The organism is Paenibacillus albidus, assembly GCF_014644435.1.
Taxonomy (GTDB): Bacteria; Bacillota; Bacilli; order Paenibacillales; family Paenibacillaceae; genus Paenibacillus_AQ; species Paenibacillus_AQ albidus.
This window is the reverse complement of record NZ_BMKR01000014.1, coordinates 91,765-112,160: the sequence shown is the minus strand read 5'-3', so window position 1 is coordinate 112,160 and position 20,396 is coordinate 91,765. Positions and strand designations below refer to the sequence as shown.

Below are 20,396 nucleotides of genomic sequence, written 5' to 3'. Positions count from 1 at the left end.
TGATCCCGTGTCGAATCCCATTTTGCAAACACACCAGTTAAACAAGCTGTACCGCAAGTCCTGTGTCGTCGAGAATCTGAATCTGAGGGTTGAACCCGGTGATATCTATGGCCTGCTGGGCCAAAATGGCGCCGGCAAGACCACCACGCTGCGCATGCTACTCGGGCTGGTTAAGCCTACCTCGGGCCAGATCGAATGGTATGGCCATGCGCTGACCCGCCCCCTTTACGGACGGATTGGCTCAATCATCGAAACCCCCGGCTTCTATCCGCAGCTGACCGCAGCGGAGAATCTGGAGCTGCACCGCCGGATGAGCGGCATTCCCGAGAAAGGAACCGTGATGGAATATCTCAAACTGGTGGGGCTGGAGAAGACTGCACACCGAAAAGCCAAACAGCTATCGCTGGGCATGAAGCAGCGTCTGGGTATTGCCCGGGCGATGATGCACCGGCCGGATATGCTGATTCTCGACGAGCCGATCAACGGACTCGACCCGCTGGGCATTAAGGAAACCCGTGAGCTGATCGTCGACCTGCAGCGCAAGCGGGAGATTACCGTCTTGATCTCAAGCCATATCCTGGGTGAAATTCAGCTCATGGCCAGCCGCATCGGCATCATGCACCAGGGCCGGCTGATTGAACAGCTCGATTATGAGGACATTCAGGGCAAAAACCGCCATTATCTTGAACTCAAGGTCGATGATGAAAAGCGTACAGCCGTACTGCTGGAGCGCGAGCTTCATCTCACCAACTTTCAGGTATGGGAGCAGGGAATAATTCGCCTGTACGAAGGGTTTCAGGACAGCGGTGCCATCAACCGCCGGCTCGTCGAAGCAGGCATTGAAGTGAAAGAGCTGACGATTCAGACCGATTCTCTGGAAGACTTTTTCATCCGGGCCACCACCAGAAAGGAGCTGGCTTAAGATGCTTTACAATGAATGGCTTAAATTCCGCAGATCGGGCCTGTTCTGGACCTTGCCGGTGGTTGGCCTGTTCAGTCCGCTGCTGTTCATGAGCCTGCGGCTCTCGGAGAAACTGCGCTTCGCTGACAGTCAGACCATGCCGTGGCTGGACTATTTTGGGAATGAGAAGATGTTCTATTGTTTCTTTATCGTACTAATCTGGATGGGCCTTATCGCCGGTCAGCTGATCTCCAGGGAATATACAGACCACACCGTCTCCATCCTATACACCTATCCGGCGTCCAGAATTTCCATCATTCTCTCGAAAACAGTTATGGTCGGATTCATTGTTCTGCTGTGCCAAGCCTTTGAATTCACCGGACTGTACTTCACTAGCTGGATCTATAAAGGGGAGGTTATGCCGGCGCAAATACTGGTCCAGGAGCTACAGCGAACAGGTATCTCACTGCTGGGCCAGCTTGCCCTGGTTCCGCTGTTTGTGTGGCTCAGCCAGTTGGGGCGTTCCATCCTGCTGCCGATTATAGCCGCAATCGGACTCATGATTACCAATCCAATGGTAACGGCTATCAACACCTCTTCCTATTCTCCTTTCTCTATGTACGTCTCGTCCTATATATCGATAATTTCCGGTTCGCCCGCTCTTCCTGTAGGCCGGGTCCTGCTGGTAGACCTGATGATGTTTGTTGTTACTATGAGTATTCTGCTGTTTCATACGGTGAAGATGGAGATCCGCAGTTAGGACCGTGCCCAAGTCAGGCTATAGATTTCTGCGCCATAGCCCTTTTCAGCCGCCAGGTGTCCCACCACCAGCGCACAGGCGCGGATCGTGCTTCCAGTTGTGTATATATCATCTACAATAATAATCCGCAGCGGGCGTCTCAGAGGCCCATTGGCGTTCACAACTGCTTCTAACATCGGTCTAATCGCCGGGTCGGGATTTTCTGCGAAAACATGCTTCATATCCGCCAGCCGTTCGGCCCGGCTCTTAAAGCTCTGCTTGGCGGTATGATGGGTGCGGACGAGCAACGGCAGCTGCGGAATGCCCCTGAGCCGGGACAACACATCCGCCAGCCGCTCGGCCTGGTTAAAGCCACGCTCATCCAGGCGGGCATTGCTGACCGGTACAGGGATGAGCAGATCTGCCTGCCAGCTGGACGCGGCTGTGGAAACGGGCTGCCGCTTCAGCCAGCGGACGGCGATGGGCCAGCCCGTTCGTGCCGGACCCGGGCAAAGGCAAGCCGGCAGAAGCGGATCCTGTGTGGCCTGCTCCATTTGGGCCGCCAGCATATCATAAGCACGGTCCAGCATGGTGCCGAGCAAAGGGGCGTACCGCTCATTGCCGCGGTACTTATATTTCCCCAGCCAATCACGCATGTCCGCGGTGTAAGCAACTGCGCTGCGGTTGCAGACGATGGGCGAAGGTTCTCCGCTGCGGCTGCAGTCCGGACAGCCTGTCGCCCGTCCGCACTTGCGGCAGCGCGGGCGGGTGATCCAGGGAATGGCTGCAGCACAGGCTGTGCAAATCGCAGGCAGCCGGGTAGAGAGGCGGGCTCGCTTGCCGCAAGACAGACAAATAGGATTCGAGGGGGCCAGTAGCGACTGGGCCCCTTTTAACCATGCAAGCGGCTTGATGTTCATAATAATCCCTCCTTGTGGATATAACCCTGACGGCGGGCAATACCGTTCATTGTGCGGATCTGGGCAATGGCCCTCCGCTGTGCCCCGCTCCACTGGGCGGAAGCAAACACCACATATCCTGCGGGATCGTCTTTGCTTCTTCCCGCCCGGCCAGCCATTTGCACAAGCGAAGCCTCATCGAACAGGCTGCTGTCCGCATCCAGAATCATCACATCACTGCGCGGGACGGTAACGCCTCGCTCCAGAATGGTGGTGGTCACCAGCAGCGAGATATCGCGTCTGCGGAAAGCGGACACCTTCTCGGCCCGTTCAGCATCCCGGGAAGATGTCCCCTCGATCGACCTGCCGGGAAAACAACGACGCAGTAGCTTCAGCAGTCCTTCAATATAAGCGATGCGTGACACGAACAGGAAGATCTGGGCTTCGCGGTCCAGAGAACGCTGCAGCACCTGCACCAGCTTGCGGGGCAGCCTGCCGTGCTTAAGACATTGCTGGACAGACTCCATCACCAGATGCTGCGGGACCGGCAGCGGATGGCCGTGAAAGCGCACCGGCACTCTGGCATGGGAAAGTCTGCCCGACTTGACCAGCTGCTGAAGCTCCTTCGGAGGGGTTGCCGACAAATAAATAAAGCGTCCATCTGCTTTGCAGGCTTGCTCTGCCGCAAAGGCCAACATCGGATCATTGTGGTAGGGGAATGCATCCAACTCATCTATGATCACCAGGTCAAACCCGTGGTGGAACCGTAGCAGCTGATGCGTCGTTGCCAGCGTCAGCTGCCCGTCTGCCCAGCGGTCCGGGCTGCCGCCGTAGAGTACGGCGAGCGTCTCCGCCGGGAAGGCCTTGGCCAGCCGCGGCGCCAGCTCAAGGACGACGTCGCGCCGCGGCGTCGCTACGAGCGCCCGCCCGCCGGCGGCGAGCACGGCCGCAAGGAGCGGGAAGATCATCTCCGTCTTCCCGGCTCCCGTCACAGCCCAGAGCAGGAACCGCTCTGGGCCCGGGCCGGCGGAGCGCTGCCGCGGCTCCGCCAGGAACCTCAGCGCAGCGCCGGCGGCCCCCGCCTGCGCCGCGCTTAAGCCCCACCGGCGTGCCGCCACGGCGGGGCCAGGACCGGCCGTGGCCCGCACGGCCGGAAGCGCTGCACGGCGCAGCAGCAGCGCGCAAGCCCGGCTGCGCCCGAGAGCGAGGCAGGCCTCGCAATAGGCGCAGCCCATAAGGCCGCACGCGGCGCAGGCCGTGCGGCCGGTGGGGACGCTGCCGCAGCGCAGGCAGCGCGCTGCGGCACGGCGCCGCGCGAAGCCGCGCGCCAGCTGGGCGGCAGCCAGGCGGCCGCCGCACGGGCCCATAGGCCAGCGACCGCAGGGAGCTGGCGTCCCCGGTGCTGCGGAGCGAAGCGGCCCGCAGCGCGCTCACCCACAGCGGCGGCGAGGTTCAGCCGCCCTTGCAGATGCGCCAGCTGGGCTGCGCGGCGCCAATCATCGCCAAGCAGCGGGCACCGCTCCAGCAGCAGAGCCTCCACCTCCGGCGTAAGCAAAGAACGGCCGGCAACAGCCAGCATCAGCTGATCCGCTAGACCGCATAAGTCTGCTTGTGCCTCTGCTCCAGGTGAAGCCAGCCAGGCAGCGTTATGGAACGCTCTTCCATCATTCTCCAGGGCGGTCCCAAGCCCGCCCCAGTTCTTGTCGCCCGAACGCCAAATCCTGATGCCTTGGGCTGCCCAGCCTTCGGGCCAGTTTCCGCCCGCTGCACGTTCCTCCCTGATTTCCTGCTCAAGATGATGGTCGATGTACACCCCCCATTCCTTGGATCCCCATGTCCGCATCCCGCTGTTAGCCAAAAAGCCTTCACGAAGCTTGATGGCCCAGCCCAGCGGCAGCGAAGGCGAAAGGATCACCACTTGCTCTGCCGGCTTGCGGTTCCAGCCCGGAGATGCATAATCCCCGCCCTCATCCGTGCCCTGCCACCATAAAGTGTCCACAGCCAGCGCCAGGGAAATCCACAAGCTCCAGTCTCCTTTATAATCCACAACATACACCGCTATTTTCATAAACAACGAACCTCCCTAAGCACATTTTTAATCTTCCGTTCCTTTTCCTTGGCATCCTCTTGTTCTCTTCCGGCAAACACAAAAAAGCACACTCCCCCATCCATTGGAGAGTGTGCTTCACCCGTTGCTCACATATTTACTTACAATCCGCCACGCTTCGATCCGTATCCCCTGCTTCCTGCCGTCCGCAGAAAGGGCAGCTGCCCATATTCACCGGACATCCGTAAGTCAACCACATAACCTTGCTGCTTCAGTTCTTCCCCGGTATGAACAGCCAGCCTGCATGCCTGCAGTTCCACAGAGCACCCGTTATGGGCCAGCCTGGAAAGAATCCCTGCTGTTGCATCGTCCGACCCCTCATCCATAAAGGTCACACGTAATCGCCTGCCTGTCAAAAAAGAATGAACAGCCAGTGCCCGGATGTATCCTTCCACCACCGATTCATGATTGCGGGTAATAAAAATATAATGAAGCCACTTCCCGGCAAACATCTTCCGCGTCTGCTCCCGGTGATGCAGGAAATGAATACTGGCTACTGCGGATGCATAGACGGCCGCTATCCATATTAACTGGGCTACCATGGAGATGCACCTCCTCTTGTATACCGACAATATATGCCGGCTGCAAAAGGTCGGTGACTGCCCAATGTCCCGAAGAGGGGAACAGGCCCTGCCCCCCATTATAGTAATCATATTCTGCTTTACTGCCAGGTACCTATTTAAATCAGCATTTTGCAAAATTCGAATATGGCGGCAGATAGAAACAATACCAAATCGCTGCTGCAGGCAGAGATTAATATATGTAACGATTTTCTAGAATATTAGGATTCTCCAAAACGCTCAGTTAAACGTTATGCTCTTGCTACAGGGTGACCCAGCCGTATTTGATCGAATTAATTACAGCTTGTGTACGATCGTCTACTTCCATCTTCTGTAGAATGCTGCTGACATGGTTTTTAACGGTTTTTTCACTAATGAACAAATATTCCCCGATCATCTTGTTGCTTTTGCCCTCGGCCATCAGCCGTAGAACTTCCGCTTCGCGGCGGGTTAACGGATTGTTGTCACCGGCCACGAATTTAACACCGGCTTCTTTTACGGCCGTTTCCGTCATTGCACCCGTCTCATTCAAATACGTCATACGGCGCAGCTGATTAATCAACTTGCCGGTAACCTTGGGATGAATAAAGGCATGTCCTTCACAAACCGAACGAATGGCATTAATCAGAGACTCTGCCTCCATATCCTTCAGCAAATATCCGTTCGCACCCTTACGCAGGGTTTCGAACACATAACTCTCATCATCATGAATGGACAAAATAATGACCTTAACTTCCGGGAACATTTCCCGCAGCTTTTGCGTGGCTTCCACGCCGTTCTCAATCGGCATATTGATGTCCATCAGAACAATATCCGGTTTAGTAATATTGCAGAATTCCAGGACCTGAATACCGTCACCGCACTCGCCGATGACCTCAATATCCTCCTCCATGTTCAAAATGCGCTTAAGTCCTTCACGAAACAGCTGGTGATCATCCGCCAAAAGAACTTTAATGGGCGTTTTGCCAGAGCTCTGGTTCTCCATCACATTACTCCTTTCCCTTTTCCACATTCGTCGGAATATGGATTACGATTGTTGTTCCCTGATTCTCGGCTGATTCAATTTCCATTCTTCCCTCAAGCAGTTCCACGCGTTCCCGCATGCCTACAAGGCCAAAGCTCTCACGGTTGCCCTGCTCACTCTTGATTTTTTGCACATTAAAGCCTAGCCCATTATCCTTGACGACAATCTTGATCAACTGCGCTTGGTATGTAATTTCCACCAGCACGTAGCTCGGATAGGCATGTTTCGCAGCATTGGAAAGTGCTTCCTGAACGAGGCGGTAGACTGCCGCTTCCATCGCCGAGGTTAACCGGTGCTCCTTGCCCCTTGTTTCAAAAGTGGTTCGGATCTTCGTTTTCTCCTCATAGTCATGCACATATTTCCTCAGTGTCGGAATCAGTCCTAAATCGTCGAGCGCCATGGGACGTAAATTAAAAATAACCTTGCGCATTTCTTCCAGGCTATATCGAACCTGCCCTTTCAAGTCTACTATTTCGTCCTGCACCAGCTTGAATTCCTGCTTTACCAGCATTCTTTCTACAATTTCCGTCCTAAGGACTAGATTTGCGAGCATTTGTGCGGGACCATCATGAATTTCCCGGGCAATTCTTTTACGTTCCTCTTCCTGAGCCAGGATTATTTTGAGACCAATCATTTGTCGATTCTTGGCGGATTCGACAATTCTCGTCACCTGTCCCAATTCTCCCGACAAATATTCCGTGACCACACTCATTTGCGAACCAATCGATTCAGCGCGCTCCACAGAATTCTCCACACTGCGGACCCGCATCTGCAGCTCGTCGCGTCTGCTCCGCAGATAGACTTCCCGCTCTCTGGTCATCATGAGCTCCAGTTGAAGCTCCGTTGCCTTCTCATAAGCAATCCGAATGTCCTTTTCCGTATAGCGGACAAAATCCCGGCTGACTTCCGTCAACCGGATCCGTGAACGATGATACTGAATCTCCAGTTTGTCTACTTTTAACAAGGTTTCATCCGTTTCTTCCATTACCCGCTGCAGTTCTTTGGTGAGTGCAACAAGCTCATCCCGTGCAACCTGCAATATTTCAAAAATCTGATACTTGCTGCTCTCCATCACGTCGATGGTGTTCTTTATCACGCGATCAATCGCATCGGCTTGAAATTCCACGGATGCTTGCCCCATTTCTATCGGATCATATTAAAGGCTTACCTTTATATTAACATATCATGATTCAATAGTTACGGTCTTCGTTTTTTGTTCCCATTTTACAGTCAAACCTAATTGCTCGGAAACCAATCTCAGTGGTACTAAAGTCCTCCCTTGCAGGAGTAGAGGCGCTACTTCGGCACTTTGGCGTTTTCCGTTCAGAATGAATTCCTTTTTGTTCAGGGTTAGATCCAGTGCCTTTGAACCGCGCAGCACCATTATCTTTTTCGTAGCCGGATCCCAGGCCGCACTTCCGCCAAACGCATCCAGCACATACCGAATCGGCACATACGTACTGCCGTCCTTCATAATAGGCGCTACATCTATTGCTTTTTTAGCACCATTCACGGTAATGGCCTTGGAACCTATACTCATCATTGCAGAACCTTTAGGCAGCCCCGCTTCACTGGACAGTGAAGGCATGGTGAATTTGATGTTGTCAAAAGCAACCGTACCTGTCTTGGCCCGCTCATCCTGGCCCTCTTCCACATTCACAACATACAATCTCTTCAAGGAAGCCGGGAATTTCATTCCGGAACCCGACAAATCAATATTGAGGTTCTTCCAGCCGTTCCAATCGATGATCTTGGCCAGGTCCACATATACTGTAGCACCGCCGTTGTCGACAAATTCAGCCCGCAGCCAGTTCAGACTCATATCTCCCATCACATCCAGCGACATCGCAGTCGCCGCAGCCGGAACCTCTTTGCCTGTTGTGCCGTTCCACTGGGCATAGGCGTACATCTTGCCGCTGCCGGCAGTCATATCATAGCCCAGGGACAGCACTTTGGAGCCGGCCCGTTCCCCGTTTCCGGCAACTACAGCTGCCGTTCCCTTTACAGCCGGAACATTGGTCGTGAATGCGAGCGGATACGTCACATTCTCAAAATCCTCCCAGGAAGTGGCCGCTGCGGTCGAGAGTACAACAGCTGTGCTAAAACCGTCGTAGCGGGCGATCGCATAGCCGGTAGAGACCCCTTCCTTCACGGAATTCACAGTGAGCTTGCCGTCCTGAACACTGCCCTCAAAGCCGACATATTCCCACTTCAGCGCCGAATTCGGTACTGTAACCTTCCCATTGCTCTTTGTTGCTGCAGTTACAGGCACTGAGACCGAAGCTCCCGCCTTCAAAGGGGCCGTAGGCGTGCCCACTGTCAGGCTGGTCAGATCTTCACCGCCAAGAACAGTAACCTCCGTAGACGCATTTGCCGTGCCGCTCGTAGCCGTAAGCGTGACGGTTCCCGGCTTCACTGCCGTTACTTCCCCGGCGCTGACCGTAGCGCTGCCGCCGCTTGATTTCCAGGCCGGATTACCGGCAGCTACATCGATAGGATTATAGTAGGTATCATAACCTTTTAAAGAATAGCTTGCTTTCTGACCAATGAGCAGCACGGAGTCTCCGCTGATCTTAATGCCTTTGACTTCACCCTTTGGAGCCGAGGTATATACCCCCAGTCCATTAACAATGCTGCGCTGCTCTGTGCCGTACTCAGTATCAAAGGTGAGCGTAGCTGTTGTCTCCGCCAGCGGACGGTCTACCATGGTTGTAGAGCCGCCTCCATCCAGATTAAGGCCTTTCCAGACCCCGATGCCTGTCATAAAAGATTGAAGCTCGGTCAGGGACATGCCTGAACTGTTATTGTTTTTCTCCACGGCTATTACATATACATAACGGCCGTCCTGTGAATATCCGAGTGCGGTACGCGCCCGGACGCCCCCTATGCTGCTAGTGGATCTGGAGAACGTAGCCGCTTTCCCGTTGTTCACTAGAATGGTATGTCCACCAATCATGGTCTGCAGAGTTGCCGGGTCCAGTGGCTGCTGCGTCGTTTTGGATATCAGTGCATAGGTGCTGGTCAGCTTTTGCCCTACTGTCAGATGAGCGGTGACATATTGTGCAGCCAGTCCATGGGTCCGCAAAATATAAGCTCCCTTGGGAACAGCCATAGGCAGTGCGGCATTCTCTGAAATTTGCGTGATGACTCCGTTCTCTACCAAAACTTCCGTCGGTGTGGTAGAGCTGTTCTTCGGCCGCTCCAGGGCCGTCCAGGCATCCGTATAAATATACATAGCGTGGGCATGACTGTATGTAGAACTGCCACCCTCAGGGTTATAGGCTCCCTTATTGATGCCGGAGAGCGGGAACTGCGCACCATCTTCCGCCGTTATTTTCCCCTCAAATGTGAACTCGTCTATCAGGGGCTTCCGGTCTTTGGTAACTGCAAAAGCATACATTCCGTTAAGCTGGGACGGTGTTGAGAGCAATTCTCCCGCTGTAACCTGCCCGCCAATCGGGGATCCTTCACCGCCTGTATTAAAATAATCGCCGTTTACGGCAGCCACTGCGCCTGTTTCTTTGGCCATGCCGCCGGTGCTTTGGCGGGTAGTCAGGTTGCCGCCTTTGCCGGTCATGACATCAACAGATACATAGGGATTGTTCAGGTCTACGCGAATGACATCCGCGAGGCCCGTCGCACGTTTCCCGGAACGTGTCGTAGTATATTTGTACTTCATCATAATCGCGCCTGAAGTAATGACTTCTTCTCCCAGCTTATTCACAGTAACAGCAGAGGCAGCAGAAGCTGCTGGTGCTGCTTGTCCAAACTGCGGCATTCCTTCACTGCCGATAACTGGCATGATCCACAGGACACCGGCCAAGGAGGCGGCCACCCATTTTTTTGCAGACGACATCTTTATTCCCCGCACAGCTTCCTTGTTTCTCTTATTCATGACAACTTCATTCATTTCAGCGTAACTCTCCCATCACTTTTTTTACAGTCCATATCCGTTATCCAAGTCTGGAAACTCAAAAAATCTAATTTCCCGGTACACCTTTAATAGACTGTAATCAGGTGGAAAAGTTGCGATTTCTAAGAGATTACGAGCTTTAGAGGATAAAATTCGCAAAAGTCGGGGTTCAAGCCCGGGGGCTCCTATATAAGTCTCTCACTATGGTCCGTGATCTATTGAATGGACAAAGAAACCGCTCCTTCAGTTCAGGGTTAGGTGGCATTTCCACTTCACCAAAAGAACAGCAGCCCAAACAACGGTCCGTTCACGAAGCGTCCACATAGTGTTCATCTGTATCCTGCTCCAGAACAAACGAAAGGAGTGTCCCATACAGCCATTTCATGGCTTCTGGGACACTCCCCGTTATACTTTTATTACACTTCCTAATTGCGCTCTCTTACAAGTAATCAGCCTGCTTCAGCATCCGCTGCAGCATCACCGCACCTTGAGCACGGGTAGCATTGCCTTGCGGCTGGAATTCGGTTGGCGTCATCCCCAGGATGATCCCGGCTTGCACAGCTTTGGCCACAAACTCGGCGCTTAGATTCTGGATTTTGGCTTTATCCTTAAAAGCATTCAATGCCGTTGCCGGCGTGCCGCTTAAGGTAATCGGATGATTGGTATATTCCATCGCCCGGATAATCATAATCGCCATTTGCTCACGAGTAATATTGTCATTGGGCCGGAACGTTGCATCCGTATTACCGGTGATAATGCCTGCTTTGGCTGCTGCCCCGATATAGTCACCGACCTGCGTAGACGGCTGTACGTCTCTGAACCGCTGAGCCATCTCCCGGTCTCCCTGCAAGCCGAGTCCCCGGCTGATCATGACAGCGAACTCGGCCCGGGTAATTTTTTGTTCCGGTATAAATGTTGTGCCGTAGCTGCTGTCGATAATGCCCTTGGCACCCAACTCCGCAACAATCGAATTACTCCAATGTCTGCCCATATCAGCAAATGACCGGGTGGACAGGAATGTCCCCACTACCAGATTCCCCGAAGTACGGGCACGGATCATCGTATAACTTCCTGCCTTGCTGATTTTGGTAGGCAGGTAGGCTGCATCATAATACGTAAGATCCAACCTTGCTGCAGAGGTCTGAACATCATTTAATGTAGCTGTAGTCCGAACCCCATATTCACCTTTTACATTGATGGCCTGAGCATTGGATAAGTTTGCACTGCCCACAGCCGTCAGGCGGAAATCCATGAGATCGGTCACGCTTTGCATTCCCTGAGTCTTCAGCTTGCTCTCAAAAGGAGCAAACGTTCCAACCGGAACCTTTTCCATACGGAATATAAGTGAAATGTTGCTGCTGTCCGCAATCAAGCTGGTCGCGAGTCCAACCATATCAATGTCTGCCAATGCCACTGTGAATATACTCTCCCCATGGCGGATCACCAGCTTAGCCGCTTTGTTGCGGTTGACCGCATCCAGGAGCGGCTTGAGCGGTACTGTCACATAAGCGGCCCGTTCCGTGGAGGGAACCTCAAAAGCCAGGGTGGACGTACCCAGCTTGGCCAAATACTCATAACTTGCCGCTACACGATCTGCTGCGAGACCATATCTTTTGACAGATTCATTATATACGGAACGGTCATCCACAGCCGTTGAAGAGTCACTCTTCAGCAGCGGATATTCTTCTCCAAATTCACTGGCAGCCAGGGTTCCCAAATATGCCGGGCGGCTCCCCGTTCCCGCGGAGGTTCCCGTCAAGTTCTTTACAGCGAGCGATGTAAAGGAGGACAACACATTGCCGTTCAGATCTTTGATTTGTGCCGCACCGGTCATATAGGATAAATCAACCGTCTGCCCGCTTTTTACGACACTGGAGAGGATCAAATTTAATGTGTTTCCCGATTGGGAATAGCTTTGAACTCCAACGCTGCTTCCGTCCGCACGCACGCCAAACTGGTTCACATGCAGGGCTGAGGAGGTTTGCATATTTTTGCTGAAGGTAACTGTAAGCTGATCTCCATTTACTGTTGCACTGCTAATTTCAGACACAGAAGTGGATGAAGATACTGTCACCGGCTGCAGGTTGATATACGGCGCCCGGTTATTGTTCAGATCGGCGATCCCCGCTGTACCCGGTACATAAGAGAGTGTTACATTCTGTGTAACCGCCAGCGCAGTTTGCAAAGTCAGTGTCACCGAACTGTTGCTTACGGCTACATTGGTCACATAGTTTGGTGTTCCGCCTACCAAAACAGAGAATTGGCTGTTTAAAGGTAAGCCAGTCGTAGCCAAGCCTTCATTATAAGCAATGACTATTTTATTGCCGGAGCCGGTTGCGCTTTGAAACACCGGAGCAATGGTGTCATTGCTGTTACGGATATAGAAGTCGGTGAAGTCAGAAATATTCTGCCCCAGTGTATTTTGCAAAGGATAGGAACCGGCAAAGTAGGACACTCTTACCGCCTGCCCGTTTGCAGCATCACTGTCCAGGGTCAGATATACTGTTGATCCGCTGGATCTGATCTCGCTGACTCCAAGCGAATATCCGTCTGCCGCTACTGTAAATTGACTGTAAGCATACGGAGAGATACCTTTGAGCGAATCATTAAAATTCAGCGTAACGGTCCTGCCCGATACTCTGCCATCTTTCGGCATAGGAAAAGCAGATTCTATCGTATTCGAGACGGATCTGAGCGAAAAAGTGCTGGCGATATTTCCGGAGGCATCCTGAATACTGCGCAGCCCGCCCGTATAGGTGACTTTAACAACCTGTCCTACAGCTACTCCTGTACCGAGCACCACATACACACTGTCTCCCATAATATAGGTACTGTCTATGGCACGATTTTCGTCGTTGACCGTTACCTGAAAGCTGGATGTCAGCAGACCCACTGAAGAACTCAGGGTTTCATCATATTTTAAACGGATCGTCCGGTTATTCTCCAGGTAGGTGGAGGTAAGCGACGGTGCCGTCTTATCCAGAGAGACTGTTTTGAAGCTCCAGGATGTTTTGCCGCTTAATCCGTCATAGACCGCAAGCGGATCGCTGGCGTCCGAAAAAGCCCCTTTGGCGATATCGATATAATAAGTTGTATTGGACTCCAGCGCAGCATTGGGTTTAACCACGAATTCCTTCGCCGATGATCCGGTATGCACAGTCGATGGCACTTGTACACCGCTGCTGTTGAAAAGAACCACACCGTTCGCCACAGTACTGTTATACTTCATATCCCGGTTAAATGTCAGGGTTATTGCTTTGTTGACGTCTACCGATTCACTGCGGTCCGTTGGATTCAAGGAAGCTACAGCAATCCCTGTAACGGAAGCAGTGGTGAAAGTCCAGGTATACGGCCCGGAGGCAGGAAAGACATGTCCATCCTGATCGTAAAAAGCCCCTTGGGGTATAGTCACGGTATATTGTGTGCCATTCAACAATGGAGATTCCGCAGAGGCCGGAAGTAAAGTGATTGTCCGGCTGCCTCCGCCTGTAACAGCGGTGGAGTTCACGTTAAGCCATTTTGTACGTGCATCAGTTGTCACACCAGGAGACACAGTTATGGTGCCCGAGGCAGGCATCATAGGCCGGTCAAAGGTAAGCTGCAGATTTGCCGTCGCCGCCACATTCCCGCTATTCGAGGCAGGATTTACAGTGACAGGAATGTCCGCTGCACCTGATGTTGAGAAGCTCCATACATTTCCACTGGATATGCCAGGGAAGGTGGTGAAATCATCATCCCTGAATGCGTACGCGTCAATCAGTACATAGTAGTTGCCGCCCGCAGCCAATGGTTTATCCAGCCGCAGTGATACGGTTGTTGAAGTGTCCGTAGTTTGGACATCAACGGCCGCTTCCCCGTCTTGTATTTTAAATACCTGAAGGGTGGAGTTGTCAGCGGAAGATAGCAGTCTGATGGAGCCTCCGCCTTTGTTTAGCTTTTTGTTCAAACTGAATTTCAGCTGTGATAATGCTCCTGCTTCTATCCGGGAAGCATTGGCCGGCGAGAAGCTGCTGGCGGTAATCGCTGCATTGCCCTGTGGCGCGGTAGTGAACGACCATGTAGTCAGAGCAGACTCCGCCCCGGAAGCGTCCTTGAACAGGCCTTTGGGGATAGTCACTGTATACGTCTTGTTGGGGGCAAATTGCTGGTTCGCCCCAAGCTTCAGTTCATACGCATTTGAGCTGCCGACTAATCCATAGCTGCCGATGGGGATGGTGACAAAAGGGGTAGCCGCATCTTGAGGTGTAATGGTAATCTCGCCGCTCTGCGGGCTTACCTGCCGATCAAAACTCAGTCTGAGGGAAGCTCCAACCTCCACATAGGCTGCTCCGGCAGCCGGGGAGGTTGTTATTCCGAATTCAGCGGCGGCGTACACCGCCGTAGTCCCGAGGCCAATCGATGGACTACCTGCCCCCAGTAACAAATTTCCTGCCAATATGAGCGCTGTCCATATGGAAACTTTCTTTTTCATGTCGTAATAGACTCCTCTCAAGCCATACTCTCGTCTTTATGTATATTCTTTTATTTCGGTACAAAGGCTTCCAAAGTTTAGTAGCCTTTACTGTATACGCACAATATCGCCTACTAATAGACAGTTCAACGCAAAACAACCCGCAAAACCGTTCACTTCAAAAGAAGCAATCGATCTTGCGGGTTCTTGAAATAGAATAAGTGCTTGGTTAGCTCTGAGAACTACAGACCTGCTTCTGCTCGCAGCAGTTCTGCTTTGTCTACACGTTCCCAAGGAAGATCAACATCTGTACGTCCAAAATGACCATAAGCGGCAGTTTGTCTGTACAGCGGTTTGCGCAAATCTAGCATTGATATAATTCCGGCAGGACGAAGATCGAAATTACGGCTGATCAACTGGGCCAGTTTCTCTTCGCTGATTTTACCTGTTCCGTATGTATCCACATTAATCGACACAGGATTGGCTACCCCAATGGCGTACGCTAATTGAATCTCACATTTATCAGCCAGACCAGCCGCTACCAGATTCTTAGCTACATAACGGGCTGCATATGCTGCAGAACGGTCTACCTTGGTCGGATCTTTACCCGAAAATGCACCGCCGCCATGGCGTGCATACCCGCCATACGTATCCACAATAATCTTGCGGCCAGTCAGTCCGGCATCCCCTTGTGGTCCGCCAATGACAAAACGGCCTGTCGGATTAATGAAATATTTGGTTTCGCCGTCCAGCAGCTCTGCGGGAACTACCGGCAAAATTACGTGTTCTCTGATGTCAGCCTGAATTTGTTCCAGAGAGATTTCTTCCGCATGCTGAGTCGATACCACGATCGCATCCACCCGTACCGGTCTTTCATCCTGATATTCAATCGTGACTTGCGTTTTGCCATCCGGACGCAGATAGCTCAAAGTACCATTCTTACGCACCTCAGACAAACGCCGGGCAATGCGGTGGGATAAAGCAATCGGCAGCGGCATTAGCTCAGGTGTCTCATTTGTTGCAAAACCAAACATCAGCCCTTGATCGCCAGCACCAATATTGGCAGTTTCTTCAGCAACCTGTGCTGGATCTCGATGCTCCAGAGCTGCATTTACCCCTTGGGCGATATCAGCGGATTGCTCATTTAATGAGGTCAAGACTGCACAAGTGTTGTAGTCAAACCCGTATTTTGCGCGAGTATAGCCAATTTCTTTGATCGTATTGCGCACAATCGCAGGAATATCTACATATTCCGACTTCGTGCTGATCTCGCCAATTACCAATACCAGGCCTGTGGCAACCGCTACTTCGCAGGCAACGCGGGCATTGGGATCATTGGCCAAAAACGCATCCAGTACAGCATCCGAGATCTGGTCACAGATTTTGTCGGGATGCCCTTCCGTAACGGACTCGGAAGTAAACAAGTGGCGTCCTTTAATAGACATGTGTATTACCCTCCCTTGTTGATCGTAGATAAATCCATATATGAAGTAAAAAAACACCAATGATGTATCTCTTGGATTGCCATCTCATTTGCAAAGCTATGCAAAAAATGAACCTTTTCCAGCTGGAAAAGGTTTAAGGCTTTCCTCAAAAGTCATATTATCTTATTTGACGGAAGGTGTCAATTCCAGTCAATCTTATAACGGTTCACCCAATTGGGTGTTAACAGCGTAAAAAGCATCCAATTAGTCCCCCTAATTAAAAAGGAGTCCCAATGGATGCTTGCCCATGCGATTTACAATAGCAGACATACTACTCACAGATATTAGGAAAAAAGGCTTTGTTCGGCTTGCTTGACCAGCCTTTTAGTAATTTCTCCGCCTACTGATCCATTGTCTCTGGAGGTCAGGTGACCCAGGTAGGGACTGCTCCCCATCCGGCCCGAACTTCCCAGCGCACCTAATTCGGAAGCAAACTCAGTATCTGCCCCGCCACCATAACCTGACCCATACAAACCAAATTCAGCAGCAATTTCATATTGCATTTGTTTGATCATTGCCCGGCTTTCAGGCACCACTGTGCGATTATTACGTGCCATGTGCTGCACCTCCTGCATATTTTGTAAGAATACAAGAGTATTGTGTGCCGAACATGCTCTGTTCAATCGCCTCAATGTTTGTTAACTGTGGGAATCCGTTCCGATAGCGCATGAAAATCTACACTACAGGACATACTGATTATATATGGAATGGGCTAAGTAAGGGGTCAAGGTTATTTCAAAGTATAGCCGCCACGAACCATAACGACTAAGCCAAGTGTTTGGCCTTCTTGAACCTTGATCCCCCGCCCATTGCGCGGAAATGACAACAAATGATTGGAAGTAGCCGCCACGCCGTTGGCTAAATCTACCCCATCGGTTAAATCAGCAACGCCGTTGGCATCTTCCGAGAAAATCACTGCTTTGCCGGCACGCACGATAAATTCAGCACCTGCTGAAGCTATAAGCGTCTGTCCAGGTTTTACATCCACGATGACAGATTCATTCGGTGTACTTGCAACAGGGGGCACTGAAGCAGAAGGTGCCGTAGTCGCGACTGGAGGAGTTGCACTTGGCGCAGTTACCGTACCACCTTGCAAAGCCTTCTGAATTTGTTGATCCACATAGCTTTTGGTCACTACCGGATCATCTGCTGTTCCCGGCTGCGAACCAACACCGGCGCCTTCCGCCGTCAGATTCACCAGCGATCCAACCCATACAGCACCACCCAACAATACAGCAGCCATCGAGACTTTCCATACGGGTTTCATGGATATCCTCCTTAAGGGATATAAAATGATTAAAAAAAAAGAATAGCCTCCGAAGAGGCTATTCTGTACTTCGGTATTACACAAGGAACAATATTACTTACCGGATACTTCATTGAAAGTAGCGATTTTGTTTCCTTCGTTGTCAGTGATGCTGTTAGTATAAGTGCCTTCGTTCTCTTTAACCTTAACAGTGATTGTGTTGATGTTGTTAGCGTTAAGATCTTGAGTACCGGAGGATGCGGAAGCATCAATGTCTGTTTTTTGGAATGTAGCATACCATTTATCAGTACTGGAACCAACCTTTTCAAAGGTTAGAGGAGTTACCAGCTTATCATTGATACGGAATTGCAGATCTTCTTTTTGAATACTTTCTGCTTTAATATTCTCAGAGAAGGTTACGATCAGGACAGCAGCATCAGTAGACGATACAGCAGCAGAGTTGAGCTTAGGAGCTACAGTGTCACGCAGTTTGATCGCTACTTCATTGTGAGATTCAACACCGTTACCGGCAGTATCGGCTACACCGTTAGCCAAGAACTTGTAGTCCTTAGTTTCGCTGATCGCAGATTTTGGAATATTAATGTATGCAGTTCTTGTAGTCGCATTGTCAGATGCAGAATCCAGAGTGACGATTGATCCTGCAGGCAATGCTTTGCTGTCCATAGTGTAGCTGTTTTCATCTGTCAAGGATGCAACACTTACTCCTGAATTGTCGGATACTGTCACATTAACAACATAGTCATTATCAGTATCTTTACCATATACAATGCTAGTTACTTTAGGTCTTTCGGAATCGGAAGAAGTGGCGTTTCCTGAAACAGCTACAACTGTTGCAACCAATTTATTTTTAGCAAAGCTTGCATCAGTTACCAAACCTTCTGGCAGACGCAGTGTGTGTGCACCCACAACACCAGCCGGAGTAGCAAAAGTCAAAGATTTACCATCTTTAGATTTCACTGGGGTAGATGTGATAGGTGTACCAACACCTGAAGAATCTTTAATCAGTGTAAGACCCTTCACGCCAGCTACATAATTAACTTCTTCAGAGAACTTCACAACCAGACCGCTGCCGCTCTTGTAAGTAATACCAGTTACTGTTGGAGCTACAGTATCTTTAGTGAAGGTAATTGGTTGAGTTACTGCAGTACCCAGGTTGTTACCAATGGTATCACGTACGGTTGCACCAAATACGATGCTACCGGAGAATGTACCAGTGGATGGCAACGAGCCAAGTGGGCTAGTCAGTTTGAAAGTTTTGTTATCGCTTGTAGTGTTAACTGTGAATACGCCTTTGCTTTCGCCGTTAGCATCCAGCAAACGAACATTACCTACCAAAGAGTTGTAATCAACTGCTTTGTTAAATACAACCTCAACTGCTTTGTCACCAATTACAGTGACTTTTGTAACCACCGGTGCTTGAACATCGGAAGATACAGTTACAGTTGTTTTAACCGGGTTAGGTGTAGCCAGGTTGCCAGCGTAGTCCGAGAGGTTAGTCAAGGACACATCATAAGCTGTTCCACTGTTCAGCGTGCCAGTAGTCAGTGTCACTTCATCCAATGGTTGGTAAGTGTCACGCGTTACACTTGCAGCAGTTCCGTTTACATAAGCAATCAATCCAGCGGTTTTAACTGGCTCGCTCAGTTTAACGTATACTTTATTAGTAGTTGTTTTCGCAACAGAAGATACGGAAACTACTGTTGGTGCAACAACATCAGCTACAGGCAGCAATTGAGTGTAAGCAGGAATTACTTCACCAGCAGTTGTTCTGATTGTGTCGTTGATTACTACAGTGTAATTACCCTTAAGGAAAGTGTTTCCATCCAGGGAAATTGTAGCTTGAGTTGCATCATCGCTGATAACAACCTTCGCGTCTTTAGCAACATTAACTGTTTTGTTAACTTCAGTTACTTTAACTACATCTTCGATCAGAGTGTTAGTCTCAACCAAAGTATCAGGATCGATAGCACGGTTGAATTTAACTACAACTTGCTTAGCGTTTGGAGCTGTTACAGTAACAACCTTAGGCGCTTGCAGTGTTACTTTTGCAGTGTAGTCTTTCTCAAGGTGCTTGAAGCTGATTGTTTGTTCAACACCTGCAACAAGTGCAGTAGGCAAATCTACGTTAATAGTAGTTTTGTCAGAGAAAGTAACAACCACTTTAGTTGGGCTTACTGCTTCAGCAGAAGTTACAGTCAATGTAGGAACAGTACTTTTTTGGTCATATGCATAAGCAACTTCTACTACCAGTGAGCGAGTAGCGTTAGATTTGAAAGCAACGTTCTTTTCAACCAGACCAGCGTTGATGACTGCTTGAGCATAACCTTTAGCCCATACAGAAGCGTTGTTGTCAGTTGTAGTAGGTTGTTCCAGTTTCATCGCACGGAACAAAACAGCCGCTACTTCTTCAACTGTTACTTTAGCATTGTAGCCAAAGATACCTTTAACTTTATCTTGACCTTGCATCAAACCAGCTGCAGTTACAGCTTCGACGTAAGGAACAGTCCAGTTCTTAGCATTGTAACCTTTGTCATTGTAAGACAATTTGCTGGTGGAACCTTCAGGAAGACCGAACAATTTAGTTACGATCTTAGCGAACTCACCGCGAGTCAGATCTTTTTCAAGATGGGATTGACCATCTGGGTAACCATTAAGAATACCTTTAGCTGCCAAAGCGTCAAACTTCGCTTGTGGAGTTGTTGCAGTTTCACCAAATGCTACAGAGGCAAACATCGAGAATGCCATTGCTGTAGATAATGCTACGGATAAAATTTTCTTCATAACCTTTTTTTCTCCTCCTTGGACGTTCATGAACTGAGATTTTTCTTTAGATGGGTAGCTCATGTCACTCATTAGCCGATGCACCCCCTTTCCCGAGTTGAGCAAATTAAGTATAAATAATGTCTGTGACGGGTATCACAGAAACTGGTAAACAAGTTTAAGGCATGACAATACTAGATTCCTAATTCTACCTAAGTATTATACAATGTGCCTCAAGTCACGTAAAGCTAATTTTTCCATTTGGCTAAATTGAGCTTTACTGCGTTGGCTT

Annotated in this window: 14 protein-coding genes; 2 read left to right on the top strand and 12 right to left on the bottom strand. The window is 50.6% G+C overall.

What is annotated here, in order from left to right:
- Positions 1-7 precede the first annotated feature (7 nt).
- Positions 8-922, top strand: a complete 915-nt coding sequence (locus tag IEY53_RS17735) for an ABC transporter ATP-binding protein (RefSeq protein ID WP_189027241.1) — start codon at positions 8-10, stop codon at positions 920-922.
- A gap of 1 nt (position 923) precedes the next feature.
- A complete protein-coding gene (locus IEY53_RS17730) occupies positions 924-1,661 on the top strand; it encodes an ABC transporter permease (RefSeq protein WP_189027239.1) in 738 nt (245 codons plus the stop codon).
- Here IEY53_RS17730 and IEY53_RS17725 read toward each other — a convergent pair.
- The 12 genes from IEY53_RS17725 to IEY53_RS17675 form a co-directional block, all read right to left on the bottom strand.
- Positions 1,658-2,560: a ComF family protein gene (locus IEY53_RS17725; RefSeq protein WP_189027237.1), complete on the bottom strand. Its 903-nt coding sequence runs from the start codon at positions 2,558-2,560 to the stop codon at positions 1,658-1,660. The two genes, IEY53_RS17730 and IEY53_RS17725, sit on opposite strands and share 4 nt — an antisense overlap.
- Positions 2,557-3,507, bottom strand: coding sequence for a helicase-related protein (locus tag IEY53_RS35905; RefSeq protein ID WP_308424231.1), 951 nt, complete (start codon positions 3,505-3,507; stop codon positions 2,557-2,559). Before IEY53_RS35905 ends, IEY53_RS17725 begins: the two co-directional genes overlap by 4 nt.
- A gap of 125 nt (positions 3,508-3,632) precedes the next feature.
- On the bottom strand, positions 3,633-4,607 hold the full coding sequence (locus tag IEY53_RS35900) for a hypothetical protein (protein ID WP_308424229.1): 975 nt from the start codon (positions 4,605-4,607) through the stop codon (positions 3,633-3,635).
- Positions 4,608-4,747: 140 nt separating this feature from the next.
- Positions 4,748-5,188: a hypothetical protein gene (locus tag IEY53_RS17715; protein WP_189027235.1), complete on the bottom strand. Its 441-nt coding sequence runs from the start codon at positions 5,186-5,188 to the stop codon at positions 4,748-4,750.
- Between the two features lie 280 nt (positions 5,189-5,468).
- Entirely contained in the window at positions 5,469-6,191 is a 723-nt protein-coding gene (locus tag IEY53_RS17710; protein WP_189027233.1) for a response regulator, read from the bottom strand.
- A gap of 4 nt (positions 6,192-6,195) precedes the next feature.
- Complete coding sequence (locus IEY53_RS17705; protein ID WP_189027337.1) at positions 6,196-7,356, bottom strand: sensor histidine kinase; 1,161 nt, start codon at positions 7,354-7,356, stop codon at positions 6,196-6,198.
- 57 nt (positions 7,357-7,413) lie between these two features.
- The gene (locus tag IEY53_RS17700) at positions 7,414-10,086 is read right to left on the bottom strand and encodes a stalk domain-containing protein (protein WP_229696211.1); all 2,673 of its coding nucleotides are present in this window, start codon (positions 10,084-10,086) and stop codon (positions 7,414-7,416) included.
- 496 nt (positions 10,087-10,582) lie between these two features.
- Positions 10,583-14,614 (bottom strand): Ig-like domain-containing protein, encoded by a 4,032-nt coding sequence (locus IEY53_RS17695; RefSeq protein ID WP_189027229.1) that lies wholly within the window; start codon positions 14,612-14,614, stop codon positions 10,583-10,585.
- A 221-nt stretch (positions 14,615-14,835) separates the two neighbouring features.
- Entirely contained in the window at positions 14,836-16,038 is a 1,203-nt protein-coding gene (gene metK, locus IEY53_RS17690) for a methionine adenosyltransferase (protein WP_189027227.1), read from the bottom strand.
- A gap of 323 nt (positions 16,039-16,361) precedes the next feature.
- On the bottom strand, positions 16,362-16,634 hold the full coding sequence (locus IEY53_RS17685) for an alpha/beta-type small acid-soluble spore protein (protein ID WP_189027225.1): 273 nt from the start codon (positions 16,632-16,634) through the stop codon (positions 16,362-16,364).
- A 173-nt stretch (positions 16,635-16,807) separates the two neighbouring features.
- Entirely contained in the window at positions 16,808-17,344 is a 537-nt protein-coding gene (locus IEY53_RS17680) for a hypothetical protein (protein ID WP_189027224.1), read from the bottom strand.
- A gap of 93 nt (positions 17,345-17,437) precedes the next feature.
- On the bottom strand, positions 17,438-20,197 hold the full coding sequence (locus IEY53_RS17675; RefSeq protein ID WP_189027222.1) for an S-layer homology domain-containing protein: 2,760 nt from the start codon (positions 20,195-20,197) through the stop codon (positions 17,438-17,440).
- Positions 20,198-20,396: the final 199 nt, after the last annotated feature.

Coding starts and splice junctions, on each gene's coding strand:
- IEY53_RS17710 (WP_189027233.1), bottom strand. CDS start 6,191: ATGGAGAACCAGAGCTCTGGCAAAACGCCCATTAAAGTTCTTTTGGCG.
- IEY53_RS35905 (WP_308424231.1), bottom strand. CDS start 3,507: ATGATCTTCCCGCTCCTTGCGGCCGTGCTCGCCGCCGGCGGGCGGGCG.
- IEY53_RS17680 (WP_189027224.1), bottom strand. CDS start 17,344: ATGAAACCCGTATGGAAAGTCTCGATGGCTGCTGTATTGTTGGGTGGT.
- IEY53_RS17725 (WP_189027237.1), bottom strand. CDS start 2,560: ATGAACATCAAGCCGCTTGCATGGTTAAAAGGGGCCCAGTCGCTACTG.
- IEY53_RS17700 (WP_229696211.1), bottom strand. CDS start 10,086: ATGTCGTCTGCAAAAAAATGGGTGGCCGCCTCCTTGGCCGGTGTCCTG.
- IEY53_RS17730 (WP_189027239.1), top strand. CDS start 924: ATGCTTTACAATGAATGGCTTAAATTCCGCAGATCGGGCCTGTTCTGG.
- IEY53_RS17695 (WP_189027229.1), bottom strand. CDS start 14,614: ATGAAAAAGAAAGTTTCCATATGGACAGCGCTCATATTGGCAGGAAAT.
- IEY53_RS35900 (WP_308424229.1), bottom strand. CDS start 4,607: ATGAAAATAGCGGTGTATGTTGTGGATTATAAAGGAGACTGGAGCTTG.
- IEY53_RS17685 (WP_189027225.1), bottom strand. CDS start 16,634: ATGGCACGTAATAATCGCACAGTGGTGCCTGAAAGCCGGGCAATGATC.
- metK (WP_189027227.1), bottom strand. CDS start 16,038: ATGTCTATTAAAGGACGCCACTTGTTTACTTCCGAGTCCGTTACGGAA.
- IEY53_RS17675 (WP_189027222.1), bottom strand. CDS start 20,197: ATGAGTGACATGAGCTACCCATCTAAAGAAAAATCTCAGTTCATGAAC.
- IEY53_RS17715 (WP_189027235.1), bottom strand. CDS start 5,188: ATGGTAGCCCAGTTAATATGGATAGCGGCCGTCTATGCATCCGCAGTA.